Raw genomic sequence first — 18,467 nt, 5'->3', positions numbered from 1 at the left:
CATCGACGACGGCATCACTCCGCGTCGGCCTGTTCCGGACAGGCCGGGTTTTGCCGGTCAGCTGTTTCGCCCGGGATATCGGGCCAGGAGTTGGGCGAGACCTGTCCGGCTTGCTGTTGGCCGCGGCGGTAAAACATCAGCCCGACGCCGATCAGCAGCACCGAGCCGCCCACCACCTTGAGCAGGAACAGGCCGGGGCTGCTGTTGTCGGCAGGTGGAATCATCGAGGTGACGATCGCCAGCAAGGTAACTGTGAAACCGGTCAGCCCGACCAGCCAGCAGCCGAGGGTGCCACCGGGGGACAAGTTGACGCCTTCGTTGCGACCGGCGGCGCGGTGGCGCAACAGCGGGAATGCCAGCAGGATGTACAGCAGAGGCAACAGCGACATGATGGCGGTCATGTCGACCAGGATGATGTAGGCCTCGTGGATGCTAGAGCCGGACAGCGCAGCCGTCAGCACCAGTGACGTCAGGATGCCCTGGGTAATCAAGGCCACATGGGGCGTGCCGTACCTGGGGTGCAGACGCCCCAGCGCGGCGGGCAGATAGCGGTCGACGCCGACCACGAAGGGCAGGCGCGCCGTACCCGTGATCCACGCGGAGATGGAGCCGATCGTGCCGATCGTGACGAGCCCTGCGGTCAGCGGCCCGAACATCGGCAGGCCGATCCGTTCTCCGATTGCAGACAGTGCCTGGGGAATGCCGGCGATGATGTCGATCGTCGACGCGGGCAGCGCGATCAGCAAGGATGCGGTGCCGGCGATATAGATGGCGGCAATCACCACGCAGGAAATCAGCGTGGCGCGCGGAATCTGCCGGCGGGGATCCCTGATTTCTCCGCCGAGTATCAACCCGAGTTCAAGGCCCTGGAAGGCGAGGGCGATCGTCGCGAAGGTGGAAAAGGTCGCGAGCTTGCCGAAGTCGGGCATCACGTTCGCTGCGGTGATCGTCGTGGCCTGGCCGAGCCGGTACGTGGCCACGGCGCCCGCGGCGAGGATGAGTGCCGCTGCCGACCAGGTCGCGATGCCGCCGATGTTCTGCAGCCACTTGACGCGTTCGAGGCCGAAGATGCCCAGCCCGGTCGCGGCCCACAGCACCGTCAGGCAGTACACGAGGTGGTAGCCGCTGTCGCCGGCATGCGCCAGCCAGCGGTCGCCGCCGACATGGAGAAAGATGCCGGCGCTGAACAGCAGCGCGAACGGGAAATAGACCAGGTTGGAGACCCAGTAAGTCCAGCCGGCGATAAAGCCATGCATGTCGCCGAATGCCGTCTTCGACCACAGGTACAGGCCGCCTTGTCCGGGTACGCGCGAGCTCAGCTCCAGCACCGCGAGGGCCAGCGGGATGAAAAAGCCAATGAGTCCCAGCAGCCAGAGAACCAGGCTTGAAGGCCCGACCTGTGCCGCCATCGACAGCCAGCGCAACGCGACGATCGCCGCGATGTTGAACAGCACCAGATCCCACGTTCCCAGCACGCGACGCAGGCCCGGTTCGTTCTTTGCTGCTTGTGTTGTGGCCATCGTGCGCCTCCCGAAGCATGGGCAGTGGATTCGACGGCGGAGCGCGGCGCCGGCAGGGAACGAACAGGCCAGGCCCGGCGTATCCGTTGGCGACAGGGGTTGCGGCAGGTCCTGTCGGCAGGGCATTTCCCCGCCGCGCATCCACGTCACCGCCGCGCGTTCGTTCCAGTCAGGGAGCGGTGCCTTCCAGGCGGGTTTCCAGCTTGCCGACGCCGGATGATGCGGTGGTCTGTTCCGTCCATGGTTTGCTGCCGATCAAGCGCAATGGCTGGCCGGCCATCAGGTTGCGCTCGATCTGCTCCAGCGTGACGCCCTTGGTTTCCGGGACCAGCCAGAAGGTCAGCGCGATGAACACCAGGTTGAGCGCGGCGTAGAGCCAGAAGGTGGCGGCGTGGCCGATGCCGTTGAGCAGGCTGAGGAAGGTGGCGCCGACGATGAAGTTGCCGATCCAGTTGGCGAAGGTCGAGGCGCCGATGCCGAAATCGCGGCCCTTCAGCGGCTGTATCTCCGAGCACAGGATCCAGATCAGCGGACCGGCGGACATCGCGAAACCGACGATGAAGAAGAGCAGCATGACGACGGTGAAGATCTGCTCGCTGCGGGTGGCGATGCCCAGGTGCATCATGGTGCCGACGATGCCCAGGCTGACGGCCATGATCAGGAAGCCGACATAGAGGATCGGCTTGCGACCCAGGCGGTCGACCAGGCCGATGGCGATGAAGGTGGCCAGCACGTTGGTCAGGCCCACGATCACCGTACTCCACATCTGCGTGCTGGTGCCGAAGCCGACGTTTTCGAATACGCGCGGCGCGTAGTACATCATCACGTTCATGCCGGTGAGCTGCTGCATGATCTGCAGCAGCACGCCCAGGCCCACCGAACGGCGGAAGTTGCGGTTCTCCAGGAACATGTGCCAGCCGCGCTGGGGCGCGCGCAGCTGCTCCTGGATGTCGGCCGCCTCGCGCTCGACCAGCGCCGGGTTGCCGCGCAGCCGGGACAGCACCGCCAGCGCCTCGTCGCGGCGCCCTTTCATCATCAGCCAGCGCGGGCTGTCGGGCAGCGCGAACACGCCGAGCAGGAACAGCGCGCCGGGGATGGCGATGATGCCCAGCATCCAGTGCCAGTTGCCGCTGTAGCTGAAGACAGTGTCGGACAGGAACGCCAGCAGGATGCCGATGGTGATCATCAGCTGGTACAGCGAGACCATCGCACCGCGGATGCGCTCCGGAGCGATCTCCGCCAGGTACATCGGCGCGGTGAAGGTGAGCACGCCGATGGACACACCCAGTGCCAGGCGCGAGATCAGCAGCATGGACACCGTGTCGGACGCGCCGCAGGCGACCGAGGCCAGCACGAACAGCAGCGAGCCGGCGATCAGCGAGCGCTTGCGGCCCAGGTGGGAAGACAGCCAGCCCGCGGCTACGGCGCCGACCGCCGCGCCCAGCATCATCCAGCTGACGATGTGCTCCAGGGTGCTGTCGGAAATGCCGAAGTCCTTCTGGATGAACTGGGTGGCGCCGGAGATGACGCCAATGTCGAGGCCGAACATCAAGCCGGCCAGGGCGCCCAGGATGCAGGTGAATACGGCGGTGGCCCTGGGATGGGCGGCGGCCGGTGGTGCGATGATGGCGTTCATGGGTTTCTCCCCGGATGGATGCGGTGGCGTCTGTGCGACCTGGCTTGCTGCTGGTTCGGCGGATCCCGGTGCATGGCAACGGATGGCACCCCGGCGAAGCGTGGCTCGGGCAGGCCGTGCGCGCCGACACGCGCGGCAAACAGCGCACCGGCCAGCGGGTCGCGTGCCAGCGTGGCGGAGTCGAGGCCGTCGTGGGCGCTGGTGACGTAGAGCGTGTCGAGCGCGGCGCCGCCGAAGGCGGGCCGGGTCGGTTGGCGCGTAGGCACAGGCACGATACGGTCTTCGTGGCCGTCGGGCCGGTAGCGCACCACGCGGCTCATGCCCCATTGCGCGTTCCAGAGTGAACCATCGGCATCGACGCACGAGCCGTCCGGCTCGCCTGCAACGTCCCCTAGATCCGCGAACAGATGCGGCGTGCCAAGCGTGTCGCCATACGCGCAGCACTGGATGTTGCGCGACAACGAATCGCAGTAGTACATCGTCGTGCCCTCGGGACTGAAGGCGATGCTGTTGCTGATGGCGACATTCGGCAGTGCGAGCCGTTCCAGGCTGAGGTCGACGTCGAGCCGCCAGAAACTGCCGAGCGCCTGCCTGCTGCCTTCAGCGGGTTCGTGCATTGTGCCGAACACGAAGCGACCCTGGCGATCGCAGGCGCCATCATTGCAGCGCGTGGGTAGCCCGGGTTCGACCTGGTGCAGCGTCTGCAGTTGGTTGTCGGCGAGACGGAAAAACGCCAGCTGCGAGGCCAGCGCCAGCAGCAGCCAGCCGTCGGTTTCGCACAGTGCGAACGAGGCCAGGCGTTCGGGCATCGGCCAGTATTCCAGCGTGTCACTGGCAGGGTGCAGACGGTACAGCATGGCGCGCTGGATGTCGGTCCAGTAAAGCGCCTGGGCGCGCTCGCACCAGACGATGCCTTCGCCCAAAGCATTGCCGGCATCCAGCGCGACATCCACCGCTGCCGGTACGGTCGGGGCGGTCATACCCAGCCGCCGTCCACGATGAAATCCTGCCCGGTACACATACGGCTGTCGTCGGCGGCGAGGAACAGGGCAGCGCGTGCCAGGTCGTCCGCCATCAGAAAGCCTGGCATGCACTGGGTGCGCGCAATTTCCTCACGGCCGGCATCATCCAGCCACAAGCGCGCCTGCTTGGCGGTGATTACCCAGCCCGGCACCAGGCTGTTGATGCGGATGCGCTGCTGGCCGAGTTCGCGCGCCATGCCGTTGACGAAACCGTGCACGGCCGCCTTGGCCATTGCGTAGAGCGGGTAGCCCGCGTTCTTTTTCATCCAGCCGGTAGAGCCCAGGCAGATAATCGAGCCGCCGCCGAGCTGGCGCATGTCGGGGATCACCGCCCGCGTGGCGAAGATCTGGTGGCGCAGGTTCACCGCCACGTTGTGCTCGAAATCGGCCGGGTCGATGTCGGCCAGTGCATGGCGTGTGTCGTTGGCTGCGTTGTTGACCAGGACGGCGATGGGTCCGATCCGCGCGCGGGCGGCGGCGACCGCCGCCTGCAGCGCGCCCAGGTCGGTGAGATCGCAGTGCAGATAGTGCGGTGCATGCGGCACGTCGGCCAGCGATGCGCATAGCGACGCGGCACCGGCATCGTCCATGTCGAGAAAGGCTACCCGCGCACCCTGGCGAGCGAAACCTTCGACAAAGGCCGCGCCGATGCCGCTGGCGCCGCCGGTGATCAGTACGCTGCGCTCGACCAGGCTGGGATAGGTGGCGAACGAAGGCATCAGCAGGCTCCGCGATCGGTGGATGGTACCGTTGTCGTGCTCACCATTCGGCGACGCTGCCGTCGTCGTGGCGCCACAGCGGATTGCGCCAGCGGTGGCCGACCTTGGCGCGCTCGATGACGTAGGCTTCGTTGATCTCGATGCCGAGGCCCGGGCCGCCGGGAATCGCGACGTAGCCGTCCTCATAGGCAAATACATTGCGGTCGGCCACGTAGTCGAGCAGATCGTTGGCAGCGTTGTAATGGATGCCCAGGCCCTGCTCCTGGATGAAGGCGTTGTGGCACACCGCGTCGAGCTGGAGATTTGCCGCCAACGCGATTGGGCCGAGCGGGCAGTGCAATGCCAGCGCCACGTCGTAGGCCTCGGCCATGGCCGCGATCTTGCGTGTTTCGGTGATGCCGCCAGCATGCGAGGGGTCGGGCTGGATGACGTCGACGCCACCCATCTGCAGCACGCGCTTGAAGTCATAGCGCGTATACAGCCGTTCGCCCAGCGCGATCGGTGCCGAGGTGATGTTGGCGAGCTCCGGAATCGCATCCAGGTGCTCGGAAAGTACGGGTTCCTCGATAAACATCAGCTTGTACGGCGCCAGTTCGCGCACCAGTACCTTGGCCATCGGCTTGTGCACGCGACCGTGGAAATCGACAGCCAGGCCGATGTGCGGGCCGACAGCTTCGCGCACGGCCTGCACGTTCGCCAGCACGCGCTCGACCTTGGCGTGACTGTCGATGAAGTGCATCTCTTCGGTGCCATTCATCTTGACCGCGGTGAAGCCGCGGTCGACCGCGGCCCTGGCTGCCCTGGCCGTGTCCGCCGGGCGGTCGCCGCCAATCCACGAATACACGCGGATACGCTCGCGCACCGGACCGCCTAGCAACTCGTGCACCGGCACGCCGAGATGCTTGCCCTTGATGTCCCACAGCGCCTGGTCGACGCCGGCGATGGCACTCATCAGGACGGGGCCGCCGCGATAGAAGCTGCCGCGGTACATCACGTTCCACAGATCCTCGATATGGCGTGGATCCTTGCCGACCAGGTAATCGGAAAGTTCGTCGACCGCGGTGGCCACGGTGTGTGCGCGGCCTTCCACCACCGGCTCGCCCCAGCCGCAGATGCCGGCATCGGTGTCGATGCGCAGGAACAGCCAGCGCGGCGGCACCAGGAACGTGGTGAGTCGGGTGATCTTCATGCGTGATGTTCCTTTGAGCTTGTCGTGATGGCGGCCCAGGCCTGTGCGAAGGAAAGCGTGCGGCGGCTGAGTTCGCCGAGTTCGATGCCCGGCGCAAAGAGCGACGAGCCAAGGCCGAACCCCCGGGCGCCAGCGGCAACCCATGGCGCCATGTTGTCGGCAGTGATGCCGCCGACGGGCAGCACCGGCACATCGCGGGGCAGCACCGCGCGCCAAGCCTTGAGCCCCTGCGGCGTTACCTGGTCGGCGGGGAAGAGCTTCAACCCGTCGGCGCCGGCGTCCAGCGCGCTGAACGCTTCGGTGGGCGTGGCGACGCCGGGCATGCAGAGCATGCCTGCCTGCCTGGCGGCGCGAATGACGGCGGTGTCCGCATGCGGCATTACCACCAGCCGGCCGCCCGCCGCGGCGAGCTCGTCGACCTGTGCCGCGGTCATGACGGTGCCCGCGCCGATGAGGCAGTCCTTGCCCAGCGCCTGGGCGATGTTGCGGATGCTGTCGAACGGCTGCGGCGAGTTCAGCGGCACTTCCATGATGCGGAAGCCGGCCTGGGCGAGTGTCTGGCAGACGGCAACGGCCTCGTCGGGACGGATGCCGCGAAGGATCGCGACCAGGGGCAGCCGTTCAAGCCATGTGTTCAGCACGATGCGAATTCCCCGGGCGCCAGCCGCCCATGACGATGGATGAGGCCGATCTGGCCGGCGACTTGCCAGAGTCCGTATGCGGCGGCGTCGATGATCGGCTCCTGCAGCGTGATGCCGAAGTGGGTCGCCGTCCGCCGGTAGCGGTCGCACAGTGCCGCATCACCGATCAGCTGGAATCGCTCGTCGGCGCGGAAGCGGTGTCCGGCGAGGGCCGAGCGGAATTCCTCGCCGATCAGCAGGCCGGACAGGTATTCGGCTACGGCGCCTGGCGCCAGCTCGCCATCGAGCATCAGCGATCGCGCGGAGAACAGGCGGCCCAGCATGCCCTGCGCGCCGCTGTCGCGCGCTGCCGTCACGCCGCGTTCGAACGCGTGTGGCGTCGCCGGGGCGTCGCTTGCGCCGGTGCCGAGGATCGAATGGTTCCACAGCAGCGAAAACAGTTCGCCGGTCATGTGGGTGCGGAAGTCGGTTACCGCGCCACCGTCCACGGTGGCCCACTTGCTGTGCGTGCCCGGCAGGATCCAGTGGGAGCGGGTAGCCAGCATCGGCTGCAGCGCGATGGCTCCGAGGATTTGCGTTTCCTCGCCACGCATCAGGTCGGGGCCGCGCGCGTTGCGCAGTCCGGGCACGATATGGATGTCCAGGCCATCGGGGCCACGAAGGCGCCCGGCCGCGGCGCCGAGTCCGTCGACGCTTGCCGGAAGGTCGATGTAGGGCGCCTCAAGCCAGCCGTGGCGGCTGCCGACCATGCCGCACGCGACGCGTGGCAGCATGGGCCATCCTGCGGTGATGCCGGCCAGGGCGGCGCCGAAGCCCCCGTCGGGAAGATTGCGGATGCCCCATGGCTGCGTGCGCACGGCGAGAACCCGCCCGGCGTCGTCGATCCGGTAGGCGCGCAGCCGGGTAGTGCCCCAGTCCAGTCCGATCAGGCCGCTCATGGGCAGGCATCCCGCCACTGGCCGGGCACGCTGCGCGTCATGGCGACGGCTCCTTCCACACCAGCACCTGCGCCGGTGCCAGCGGCATCCGGCCATGCACGATCCGCGCGCCGGCGGGGAGCCGCAGTTGGAACGGCTTGGGGTTGTAATTGACCAGGAAGCCGTAACCGCCGCGCCAGTCCAGGAACACCCCGGTGGGCAGGTCCTCGATCGCCACGCCGGCATGCTGGTACACGCTGCGCACGATCTCGCGCTCCAGCGTGCCGTCGTCGGTGGAGACGCCGATCATGGTGACCGTGCCCTTGCCCAACCGGCGCGTCGTCGCGGCCGCCTTGCCCGCGTAGTAGTGGTCGGCATAGGTGGCGAGCACTTCGGTGCCGGGACGCGGCGAAAGGATGTCGGCCCAGCGGTGCCAGTCGTGCGTCTTGCCTTCGGCGGAAACCTTGCCATCGGCGCTCTGCGGCAGCATGTCGAAGCCCTCCACGTCGTCACCGATGAGGTCGAGGATCGGTGCCGCCCAGGGGCCCTCATGGAAATGGCCCGACGCGTTCTTCTGTCCGCTGCGGCTGGTCAGGATCAGGTGCCCGCCCTGTTCCACGTAGTGGCGCCATTTCGCCGCCAGCGCGTCGCCCACCATCTGGTACGCCGGTGCGATGAGGAACGGGTAGCGCCCGAAATCGTCGTCCGCGGCGATGAAGTCCATCGGCGCGCCGGTGCTCTTCACCGCCAGCGTGTAGCCGTTACGGTACGACCAGCTGTTCCACAGGCTGGTTTGCGGCTGGATCTCCAGGTCCCAGAACACGTCGTGGCTCCACAGGTAGCCGGTGCTGCGCGCTGCCATGCGGGCCGGCAGCAGGGCGTGGTCGTCGAGCTTCGGCTCCAGCGCCTTGATCGCGTGCACGGTGTCGGCGAATTCGCGACCCGTGCGCGAAAGCGTCACGCCATCGGTGCCGACGATGCCCTCGTGGTACATCTCGCTGCCGCGCAACGGATGGCGGTAGCGGTAGGTGCCGAGCAGCGAAGCGCCGGAGGCGAACGCATGCCACATCCACATGCTGACAGCGCCGGGCATCGGCTGCGGGTTGATCCCGCCCCAGTTCACCTGGCCCGGCTGCAGCTCCATCACGCCGAACGTGCCGCTGATGGGGCGGAAATACGCGGCGGCCTCCATCAGGTTGGCCGGCTTGCCGATCGCGTAGCTGTCGCCGCCGAGGCTGTTGGCGCCGGCCACCGGGTACAGCGTGAAGGTGGGAAAGTCCAGGCCATGGCTGCGGCGCGGATCGGTGGCGGTGGTGACGTTGGTGTAGTTGGTGGTCACCCATTGCCCGGGGGCATGCTGCCGGATGATCGCGGCCTGCGCATCGAGGAAGCGCGCGGTGGTGTCCGCCTGGAAGCGGGCGAGGTCCAGCAGCGCGTGCGGGCTCAGCTTGTCCTCGGCAGCCAGCGTCGCGTTGGGCAGCAGCACCTGCTCGAAGCTGGTGTAGCGGCTGCTCCAGAACGAGCCGCCCCACGCGGCGTTCATCGCCTCGATGCTGCCGTACTTTTCGCGCAGCCAGCGCCGGAAGGCGTCGCGCGCGCTGTCGCTGTAGTCGGCGAAGCTGCTGGGCTCGTTGTCGACCTGCCAGCCCCAGACGCGGCGGTCATGGCCGTAGTGCTGCGCCATCGCGGTCACCAGCCGGGCGACGAAGGCCTGGTAGCGCGGATTCGACAACGACACCTCCGCGCGAATGCCGTGCTCGTGGCGCTGGCCGTGTTCGTCGACGCGGTAGACCTCCGGGTAGCGTTCGCCCATCCAGGCAGGCGGGGCGGCCGAGGGCGTGCCCAGGATGACGCGCAGCCCCGCCTTGTTGGCCAGGTCGATGGCGTCGTCGAGCCACTGGAAATCGAAGCGGCCTTCCTCCGGCTCGAGGTAGGTCCAGCCGAATTCCCCCATGTGGGTGAAATCGAAACCGAGCCTGGCGATGCCGTCCAGGTCGCGCCGCCACTGCTCGCGCGGCCATTGCTCCGGGTAATAGAACGCACCGAAACTCATCGGCTCGCGCTGGTGCAGCAGGGCTGCGCCCCGCGCCTGCGACCGGCTGCCGGCAGCGGCACCGGAGATCATCACGACGGTGGTCAGGGCTGCTGCGAACAAAGGCCGAAGCATGGAGGCAAGCCTGTAGTCAGGTTCAATTGTCAAATTATACTACTATTAGATTCACCGCAATCCTTGCTGAGTCAATCCGGGCCATGGACATACTGACATCTGAAGCGGCTTTGCAACTGGCCGGACGTCACTGGGGTGTCCACGGCGCCATCAGCGCGTTGCCATCGTATGCCGACCAGAACTTCCGCATCCATGCCGGGGACGGCGAGTACGTCCTCAAGGTGGCGCACTCCTCCTGGTCGCCTGCGGATATCGAGCTGGAGAACCTGGCCATGATGGAACTGGCCGCGCGCGAGCCTGCGCTGGGTTGCCCGCGGGTCCAGCTTGCGGTGAACGGCGAGCACCTGCTGAGCCTGCCGATCAAGGGACAGGCGTGTCTGGTGCGCATGCTGAGCTACGTGCCCGGCACGACCTACGCGGAGGCCATCAACAGCCTGCGGCCGGCGCAGTGCGAAGCGTTGCATGCAAGTCTCGGTCGCGCCGTCGGCCGTCTGACCCGGGGCTTGAAGGATTTCTGCCATCCGGCCGCCGGGCGCCGGCACGACTGGAATATCATGAGCCTGCCGGGCCTGATGAGCGAAGTGCGCCATGTCGAGGATGCAGCTTTTCGCGATATCGTGCGCCGGCACGCCGGTGCCTTCTGCGAGGCCTTGCCGGCATGGCGCACCACGCTGCCGATCACGGTGCTGCACAACGACGCCAACGATTTGAACGTCATCGTCGCCGACGATGGCCACGGCGGAAAGCACGTCAGTGCGGTGATCGACTTCGGTGACATGTGCATCAGTTTCCGCCTCGCCGACCTGGCGATTGCGTGCACTTACGCGATGCAGCATGAATCCGACCCTGTGGCATGCGCGCGCCGAATCGTCGGTGGCTATCTCGCCGAATACCCGCTGCATCGCTGCGAGCTGGAGCAGCTTCACGCGTTCATCCTGGCGCGACTGTGCCACAGCATCCTGATGGCGACGCGGACGCATCGCGAACAGCCCGACAATCCCTTTGTCCTCGTCTCCCAGCAGGGAGTACGGGGCCTGCTTCGCCAGCTCGTCGGCGTCGAGTCCGACGCCATCGTGCGGCCTTACCTGGAATCCAGCCATGACTGATCGCGCGGCTACTCCTGCTTCCGGCCAGGTGCCGGCGCGCAGCAACGACGAAATCCTGCGCCTGCGCCGGCAACACCTGAACCCGACCCTGAGCGTGGCCTACCGGGAGCCGCTCAAGATCGTGCGCGGCCAAGGCGCCTGGTTGTATGACCAGCACGGCCAGGGCTACCTCGACATGGTCAACAACGTGTGTCATGTCGGCCACTGTCACCCGCGCGTGGTGGCGGCAGGGCAGGCGCAGATGGCGCAGCTCAACACCAACACCCGCTATCTGCACGACAACATCGTCGAATACGCGTTGCGCCTGACCGCCACGCTGCCGGCGCCGCTGTCGGTGGTATTCCTCACCAATTCGGGCACGGAGGCCAACGACCTCGCGCTTCGCCTGGCGCGTGCGCATACGCACGCCAGGGGTGTGGTAGTGGTCGACCATGCCTACCATGGCCATTCGCCGTCGATGGTCGAGCTCAGCCCGTACAAGTTCAATGGCAAAGGCGGAATGGGACAGAGCGCGCATGTGGGCGTGGTGCCCATGCCGGATGTCTACCGTGGCCAGCTGCGCGACACGCCGGATGCCGGGCGCCAGTATGGGCAACTGGTGTTGCCGGCCATGGCCGAATTGCGCGAGCGTGGCGTGGACACCGGCGTGTTCTTTGCCGAGTCGCTGCTCGGCTGCGGCGGCCAGATCCTGCTGCCGGACGGCTACCTGCCCGCGGTGTATGCCGCCGTGCATGCGGCGGGTGGCGTCTGCCTCGCTGACGAAGTGCAGGTAGGTTTCGGCCGCGCGGGGGAGCACTTCTGGGCGTTCGAACGCCAGCGCGTCGTGCCGGACATCGTCACGTTGGGCAAGCCGATCGGCAATGGTCACCCCATGGGAGCCGTCGTTACCACGGTGGAGATCGCGGCCAGCTTCGTCACCGGCATGGAGTACTTCAATACGTTCGGCGGCAATCCGGTGTCCTGCGCCATTGCGCTGGCGGTGCTGGACGTTATCGAGGAGGAAGGACTGCAGGAGAATGCACGACGTGTCGGCCGGTTCGTCATGGACGGCCTGCGCGAGCTGCAAACGCGCTTCGAGATGATCGGCGACGTGCGCGGGTGCGGCCTGTTCATCGGCGCTGAATTCGTGAGCGACCGCGCGGCGCGGGTGCCGGATGCAGGGCGAGCCAGGGCGGCGGTGGAGGCCATGAAGGCACGCCGCGTCCTGCTTTCCACCGACGGCCCCGACGACAACGTGCTGAAGATCAAGCCGCCCGTCGTATTCAGCCGGTCCAACGCGGAGGAGTTTCTCGGCAAGCTCGAAGAGGTGCTGCGCGGGCTGTAGCCGGCCCGCTGCGGAGCTCGCCTAGCGAGCCTTCCTTGTAACCTTCTTGCGGCGCCTTTCGAGGTTACCGCGCGAGTCGACGATCATCGCCTGCATGGCCTTGCGCGCCACCTCGGGTTGGTTGCGCCGGATGGCCTCGAGGGCTTTCTGGTGATGCGGCAGCGAGTATTTGAAATCGTTGGCTGTCTGCGCGGAAAGCACGAAGAACATGCCCAGCGCGCTCTCGACCACCGAAAAGAGCGAGATCATCATTTCGTTGCCGGTGGCCTGGAGTACGGCGTTGTGGAAGCTGAGGTCTGCCACCGCCCACTCGCTGGAGTCCTTCGATGCTTCCATCTGCCGATAGGCCGAATCGATCCTGGCTAGCTGCGCCGGGGTACGGCGGCGCGCGGCGGCGGCGGCGGCGGCGGGCTCGATGATCTCGCGCATCTCGACGAGCTTTTCGATGAAATCGTCGGTGGGCATGGATGCGCAACGCCAGGAAAGTATGTCGGCGTCGATCTGGTTCCAGGCGTCCTTCGGGCGGATGCGGGTACCGGTCTTCGGGCGGGCCTCGATCAGGCCCTTGGCGGCGAGGACCTTGAGCGCCTCGCGCAGTGCATTGCGGCTCACCTGCATGTTTTCAGCCAGGACGTCCTCGCGCGGCAGCACATCGCCGGGCTTCAGGTCGCCGGCAACAATCCTTGTGCCCAGTTCACGGACAACCTGGCCGTGCAAACTGCGAGCATCCGAAAACTTCATGGCGCGTTTCTCTCCGTAAATGGGCACTGGTCGACGACGACGACGCCAGCTGCCGCGCAGCCTGTGCTATGCAGGTGGCTCGATCGCGATTGCATGCCGCAATGCAGCGATTCCTGAAATCTACCATACGGGTGCGCCGAGCGAGGCTTGAGCGGCGTGCCCGGCATGCCGCGTATATCGCAAACCCTGGTGTTCACCCTGTTCCACATTCGCCGCACGTCCTGCTGTTTTTACGCCGGGCGCACCAGGCACCGGCGCTTTCACCGTGCCTTGAGCGTCGCAGCTGATTCCGTTGCTCTGCCGTGGTGGATTCTTGACGTATAGTACTATGGTAGGACAAATACAAAAATCTGCGCTAGGATGTTCCCCAACGCCCCGGTTGTGGATCGGGGTGATGGCAGGGGCGCAGGGCGGGAAGCCGGGCAATACCGGCGTGCGCTGTTGCAAGTCGAATCGGATTCACGAAGCAAACAACATTCCATGGTCTGGGGAGGGATTTTCGAAATGAATGGTTGGAATAAGCTCGACAAGCGCATGCTGGCCGCCGCCATCGGTGCCGTATTGATGACGGGCGTGCTCCATGCACAGGACGCACAAACGCAGGCAGCACAGGCCCACGCGACGGCATCCAAGGCCAAGAACAGCTCTTCCGTCGAACAGCGGCAGCAGGCTGCCTCTGCCGACAAGACCGTGCAGAGCCTTGATCAGGTCGTCGTCACGGGCAACACCGCGGCAGGCGGTATTCGCAAGATTGATGCCAGCTACTCGATCACCACGACGACCCTGCAGCAGATCAAGGAACTCAATCCGGTCAGCGTGGCCGACCTTCTGAAAATTTCGCCCGGCATCTATCCGGAATCCTCCGGCGGCCAGACCGGCGCGAACATCGAGGTCGCGGGCTTCCCCTCGGACAGCGGCGCGCCGTTCGTGACGATGCAGATGAACGGCTCGCCGCTGTTCCCGAAATGGGACTACTTCACCGACGCCATGGTGCGCCTCGACGACACCATCGATCGCCTGGAGGCGGTGCAGGGCGGCACCTCGGTGCTGTACGGCAACGGCCAGCCGGGCATGATCGCCAACTTCATCCTGCGCGAGGGCAGCAGCAAGCCCGCGGGCGACGTCGGCCTCACCATTGGTTCCGAGGGCATGGTGCGCCTCGACGGCTTCTACGGCTTCCCGCTCGGCAAGGACAGCGGCTGGTACGGCAGCATCGGCGGCTTCTGGCGCAAGTCCGACGGCGTGCGCGATCCGCAGTTCCCGGCCGACAAGGGCGGCCAGCTCACCGCCACGCTGAGCCACGACCTCGACCATGGCTCGATCATGTTCTTCGCGCGCACCCTGAAGGACAAGAACCAGTGGGTGACCGACACGCCGATCCTGAACCCGTCGGCCGGCAGGTTCTCCAACTATCCCGGCTTCAGTCCGCTGACCGGCACCTTCGGCAGCAACGCCGACCGCCGCATGTTTCTGGAACTCAGCCCGTGCTTCACCGCCGGCTGCACGCCGGGTGGCCAGCACATCGACATGGCCAACGGCCAGGGCGGCGACGTGCACGTGCTGGGCGCCAACCTCGACCTCGATTTCGACAACGGCTGGTCGCTGTCGGACAAGCTGTTCTTCACCGCCGGCAACATGGACACCACGGCGTTCTTCAGCACGGGCGACAATCCGGACACGCTGGCCAACGTCATCGCCGGTACCGCGTCGTCGTTCGGCCTGCCCGCCAACCTCACCGCCCGGGCCGCCTACACCAACGGCAAGCCGGCGGACATGAACGAGAACGTCACGGTCCAGAACCCGGAGTACATCCATAAGCGGATCAGCTCGGTCAGCAACGAGTTCCGCATCAGCAAGGAGCTGTTCGAGGGCAACACGCTGACCTTTGGCAACTACACTGCGGTGTACTCCGAGCGGCACGTCGAGGAGGACGGCCTGAACCAGTTGCTGCAGGCCAGGACCAACCCCAACCCGATCGTGGTCAACCTGACCGACGGCGTGAACAATTATGCGCTCACGGACAAGCAGGGCCTGTTCTGGAATGCCTCGCCGCAGTCGTGGATGGCGTTCGACGAGAAGTGGCACGCTACCACCTGGGCATTCTACCTGGCCGATGTGTGGACCGTGGGCAATTGGCGCTTCGATGGCGGCGTGCGCATCCACCACGACGACATCAATGGCTGGTTCCAGAACACTACCTCGGGCGACCTCGACAACAACCCGTACACGGTCTACAACAACAACGCCGAGTACCTGGCCGCCGACCGCAGCCACCCGTCCAGCTCGCGCAGCGCGCCGTCCTGGACGCTGGGCGCGAACTACACCTTCACCGACCACATGAGCGCCTACGCGCGCGTCAACGACGGCGTGTTCCTGCCGAGCTTCGACGACGCGGTGAACCACGACCATCCGCCGATCGAGAAGATCCACAACATGGAAGTGGGCTTCAAGTACCAGGCGCCGTGGATCTTCGCCGACGTGGTGGCCTACCGCCGGCTGTTCCACGGCATTCCGTACTCGATCAACCTGCCCTCGGGCCAGGTCAACCTGATCTACGGCTCGGTGACCAAGGGCCTCAACGCGGCGGTCACGGTCAAGCCGTTCGAGAACTTCTCGGTGGCCCTGAGCGGCAACTACATGGACGGCCACTACTCGGGTTACGCCGACTGCGTGCCGTACGTGGCGCAGGACGGCAGCAACCGCTGCGACAGCATCAGCGGCATGCGGCTGGACCGCCAGCCGAAGCTGCAGTACCGCCTGACTCCGGCCTACGTGATTCCGGCCAGCTGGGGCAGCCTGAAGCTGTGGCTGACCTACGAGTACGTGGGCGACCGCTACGGCGACCAGTTGCAGCAGCAGCCGTTGGGCCACTACTACGACATCGGTGCCGGCGCGATGGCCAACATCGGCCAGAACTGGGTAGTCACCCTGCGCGGCACCAACCTCACCAACCAGATCGGCATCACCGAGGGCAACGCGCGTCTGTTCGGCTTCGCCAGCGGCGGCGGTGTGATTCTCGCGCGCTCGATCGAGGGCCGCGAGGCCAACCTCCAGGTCAAGTACCAGTTCTGATGGCCTGGCTGGCGCTGGTCGCGTCCGCTGGCCAGCCCGCGAAGCGCCGGTTGCCTTGTGCATCCGGCGCTTCGCATTTCCGCGACGGGGTCCCGCGTGGCAGCCTGGGCGGCGACTGTGCAAGAGTGCGGACGGTGAGATGTATGCGGAGCTGTCTGCGGGACAGGAGCGTTATGTGATGTATTCGTTGACCAGACCATCGCGCTTCGTGGCGCTGGCCCTCGCGCTGCTGCTGGCCGGTGCGGGCTCTCACGCCGCAGCCGTGGTTGATTCGGCGGCGGACGCGGCGCCTTACCTCGATGTGCTGGACATGCACGGGGTACCGAAGGACCCCGCGGACCGCAGCTTCAACATCTTCTTCGACGCGGGTGCATGGCACGGCTACAGCCTGCCGCCCGCAGGCGACGCGTCCTCCGGTTTCTCCGGGCCGTTCGTGCACAGCCTGGCGGGAGGAGGGCAGTGGGCCGGCGCGTACTTTGCCCGGCTGCTGCTGCACGAGGCGGGCAGCCGCATGGCGCTGGTGCCGGTCGGTGGCCATGCCGGGCCCGGCTTTCTGGTGCGCAACTACGTGGCGCCCAGCCTGACGGTTCGCCAGACGCTTTACTACGCGGATTCGTGGCGCGCGGTCGTCAGGATCGAGATCACCTCGACTACCGCGCGCGAGGTGGGGCTGGCGGTGGAAGGCAGTACCCTTCCCGTGCAGGGCAGTCGGCTCGGCCTGGATGGCGACGCGGTGGTGCAGGCTTTCGCCGGTACCCGGGCACGGCTCGTCACCCGCTTGCGCGTCGGCGGGGATGCCGGTCATGCCGCGCTCGACGGCACCGGGTACCGGATCGAACTGGCGCAACCGCTGCGCCTGGAGGCGGGACGGACGGCGGATATCTTTGTCGACCAGTCGCTGCTCGACGACGCGCCGGCGCCCGTCGTGGACGACGTTGCCGCCTGGGGTCGCAACCGCGAGCGCTGGAGTGGGTATCTCGCCTCCATCCGGTCGAGCCACCTGCCGGGGGTGGCCGACACGGTAGCCAGGCGGGTGGCCGCCAAGGCCATCATCACCCTGCTGGGCAACTGGCGTGCGGCGCGCGGCGACCTGCACCATGACGGCGTGATTCCGTCTTACTCCAACCCCGACTTCAACGGCTTCTGGGCGTGGGATTCCTGGAAGCATGCCGCCGCACTCGCGCTTTTCGCACCGGATCTGGCGCGTGACCAGATGCGCGCCATGTTCGACTATCAGGCCGCGGACGGCATGGTTCCCGATTGCATCTACCTGGACAAGGCCGAGAACAACTGGCGTGATACCAAGCCGCCGCTGGCGGTCTGGGCGACGCTGGAAATCTATCGTGCCACCGGCGACCAGGCCTTTCTGGCCGAGATGTACGACAAGCTGGTGCGCTATCACCGCTGGTGGTTCGCCGCGCGCGACCACGACCGCAACGGCCTGGTCGAGTATGGCTCGACCGATGGAACCCGGATCGCCGCCGCGTGGGAAAGCGGCATGGACAATGCCGTTCGCTTCGACTCGGCGGCCATGCTCAAGAACGGCGATGGCGCCTGGTCCATGGACCAGGAGTCTGTCGACCTCAACGCCTACCTCTACAAGGAAAAGCTCGATCTGGCGCGAATCGCCGCCGTTCTCGGCAAGACCAGGGATCACGCCATGTGGCTGGAGGAGGCCGCGGCGATGAAGGCCCCGATCCAGGCGCGCATGTTCGACAAGGCCCGGGGTTACTTCTTCGACGCCAGGCTCGGCCGCGGCGATCTGGTGCGCGTTTATGGTTCGGAGGGCTGGGCGCCGCTCTGGGCCGGCGTAGCGAGCTCAGCGCAGGCCCGGCTCGTGGTTCGGGTGATGCTCGATCCGGGAAAGTTCGCCACCTACATGCCATTCCCGACTCTCGCCGCAGACGATCCGCGGTTTTCACCGGTCAAGGGCTATTGGCGTGGTCCGGTGTGGCTGGATCAAGCCTACTTCGGCGTTGAAGCCCTTCGGCATTACGGTTACGACCTGCAGGCCGACGATATGGCCCGTCGCCTGGTGCTCCATGCCAAGGGTTTGACGCAACAGACGCCGATCTATGAAAACTACGATCCGCTGACCGGCCAAGGCTATCAATCGCCCAATTTCAGCTGGTCTGCCGCCAGCTATCTGTTGTTGCTGCAGGAGCGGTCGGGAGACCGCGGTGCACAGTGAGCGACCACGCTCGGATATCACATGCCGTCGCTGCTCCTTCGGGAAAGTTGGTTGCGGCACGGCGGAGTCGCACCGGCAAGTTTGATCGCAGCTGCCGCATCCGGAGTCATCGCGAGTCCGGGTGTTCGCCCGACGCGCCATGCACGCGCCTTGCGTCTACCCTAGGCGGAGGTCCGTATCGCAGGGTCAGGCGATGAGCGCGAACGATTCCGATCCAGCAGC

At 66.3% G+C, this 18,467-nt stretch carries 13 protein-coding genes; 4 read left to right on the top strand and 9 right to left on the bottom strand.

The window, feature by feature from the left end; translation table 11 throughout:
* Positions 1 to 14: 14 nt before the first annotated feature.
* From AC3WTD_RS15325 to AC3WTD_RS15290, 8 genes are all read right to left on the bottom strand, one after another.
* Positions 15 to 1,520 carry an APC family permease gene (locus tag AC3WTD_RS15325; protein ID WP_027493298.1) on the bottom strand — a complete coding sequence of 502 codons (1,506 nt, stop codon included), beginning with the start codon at positions 1,518 to 1,520 and terminating at the stop codon, positions 15 to 17.
* Positions 1,521 to 1,689: 169 nt separating this feature from the next.
* Complete coding sequence (locus tag AC3WTD_RS15320) at positions 1,690 to 3,156, bottom strand: sugar porter family MFS transporter (protein ID WP_492614298.1); 1,467 nt, start codon at positions 3,154 to 3,156, stop codon at positions 1,690 to 1,692.
* Positions 3,153 to 4,136, bottom strand: coding sequence for an SMP-30/gluconolactonase/LRE family protein (locus AC3WTD_RS15315; protein ID WP_492614297.1), 984 nt, complete (start codon positions 4,134 to 4,136; stop codon positions 3,153 to 3,155). The genes AC3WTD_RS15320 and AC3WTD_RS15315 overlap by 4 nt, the downstream gene beginning before the upstream one ends.
* A complete protein-coding gene (locus AC3WTD_RS15310; RefSeq protein WP_369491047.1) occupies positions 4,133 to 4,897 on the bottom strand; it encodes an SDR family NAD(P)-dependent oxidoreductase in 765 nt (254 codons plus the stop codon). The genes AC3WTD_RS15315 and AC3WTD_RS15310 overlap by 4 nt, the downstream gene beginning before the upstream one ends.
* Positions 4,898 to 4,937: 40 nt before the next feature.
* Positions 4,938 to 6,086 (bottom strand): galactonate dehydratase, encoded by a 1,149-nt coding sequence (dgoD, locus tag AC3WTD_RS15305; RefSeq protein ID WP_492614296.1) that lies wholly within the window; start codon positions 6,084 to 6,086, stop codon positions 4,938 to 4,940.
* The gene (locus AC3WTD_RS15300) at positions 6,083 to 6,727 is read right to left on the bottom strand and encodes a 2-dehydro-3-deoxy-6-phosphogalactonate aldolase (protein WP_027493301.1); all 645 of its coding nucleotides are present in this window, start codon (positions 6,725 to 6,727) and stop codon (positions 6,083 to 6,085) included. Before AC3WTD_RS15300 ends, dgoD begins: the two co-directional genes overlap by 4 nt.
* On the bottom strand, positions 6,721 to 7,665 hold the full coding sequence (locus AC3WTD_RS15295; protein ID WP_492614295.1) for a 2-dehydro-3-deoxygalactonokinase: 945 nt from the start codon (positions 7,663 to 7,665) through the stop codon (positions 6,721 to 6,723). Before AC3WTD_RS15295 ends, AC3WTD_RS15300 begins: the two co-directional genes overlap by 7 nt.
* 37 nt (positions 7,666 to 7,702) lie before the next feature.
* On the bottom strand, positions 7,703 to 9,811 hold the full coding sequence (locus AC3WTD_RS15290) for a beta-galactosidase (protein ID WP_027493303.1): 2,109 nt from the start codon (positions 9,809 to 9,811) through the stop codon (positions 7,703 to 7,705).
* Positions 9,812 to 9,894: 83 nt separating this feature from the next.
* Here AC3WTD_RS15290 and AC3WTD_RS15285 point away from each other — a divergent pair, with 83 nt between their 5' ends.
* Both AC3WTD_RS15285 and AC3WTD_RS15280 read left to right on the top strand, forming a co-directional pair.
* The gene (locus AC3WTD_RS15285) at positions 9,895 to 10,917 is read left to right on the top strand and encodes a phosphotransferase (RefSeq protein WP_081666645.1); all 1,023 of its coding nucleotides are present in this window, start codon (positions 9,895 to 9,897) and stop codon (positions 10,915 to 10,917) included.
* Positions 10,910 to 12,241 carry an aminotransferase class III-fold pyridoxal phosphate-dependent enzyme gene (locus AC3WTD_RS15280; protein WP_492614294.1) on the top strand — a complete coding sequence of 444 codons (1,332 nt, stop codon included), beginning with the start codon at positions 10,910 to 10,912 and terminating at the stop codon, positions 12,239 to 12,241. Before AC3WTD_RS15285 ends, AC3WTD_RS15280 begins: the two co-directional genes overlap by 8 nt.
* 21 nt (positions 12,242 to 12,262) lie before the next feature.
* Here AC3WTD_RS15280 and AC3WTD_RS15275 read toward each other — a convergent pair whose 3' ends face one another.
* A complete protein-coding gene (locus tag AC3WTD_RS15275; RefSeq protein ID WP_492614293.1) occupies positions 12,263 to 12,982 on the bottom strand; it encodes a FadR/GntR family transcriptional regulator in 720 nt (239 codons plus the stop codon).
* Between the two features lie 504 nt (positions 12,983 to 13,486).
* Between AC3WTD_RS15275 and AC3WTD_RS15270 the strand changes: the two genes are divergently transcribed.
* Both AC3WTD_RS15270 and AC3WTD_RS15265 read left to right on the top strand, forming a co-directional pair.
* Positions 13,487 to 16,054 (top strand): TonB-dependent receptor, encoded by a 2,568-nt coding sequence (locus AC3WTD_RS15270; RefSeq protein ID WP_492614292.1) that lies wholly within the window; start codon positions 13,487 to 13,489, stop codon positions 16,052 to 16,054.
* Between the two features lie 139 nt (positions 16,055 to 16,193).
* Positions 16,194 to 18,245 (top strand): MGH1-like glycoside hydrolase domain-containing protein, encoded by a 2,052-nt coding sequence (locus AC3WTD_RS15265; RefSeq protein WP_492614291.1) that lies wholly within the window; start codon positions 16,194 to 16,196, stop codon positions 18,243 to 18,245.
* Positions 18,246 to 18,467 lie beyond the last annotated feature (222 nt).

It is taken from the genome of Rhodanobacter sp. FW106-PBR-R2A-1-15, assembly GCF_058789735.1.
The sequence above is the reverse complement of the archived record's forward strand: the minus strand, read 5'-3'. Positions and strand labels throughout refer to the sequence as shown.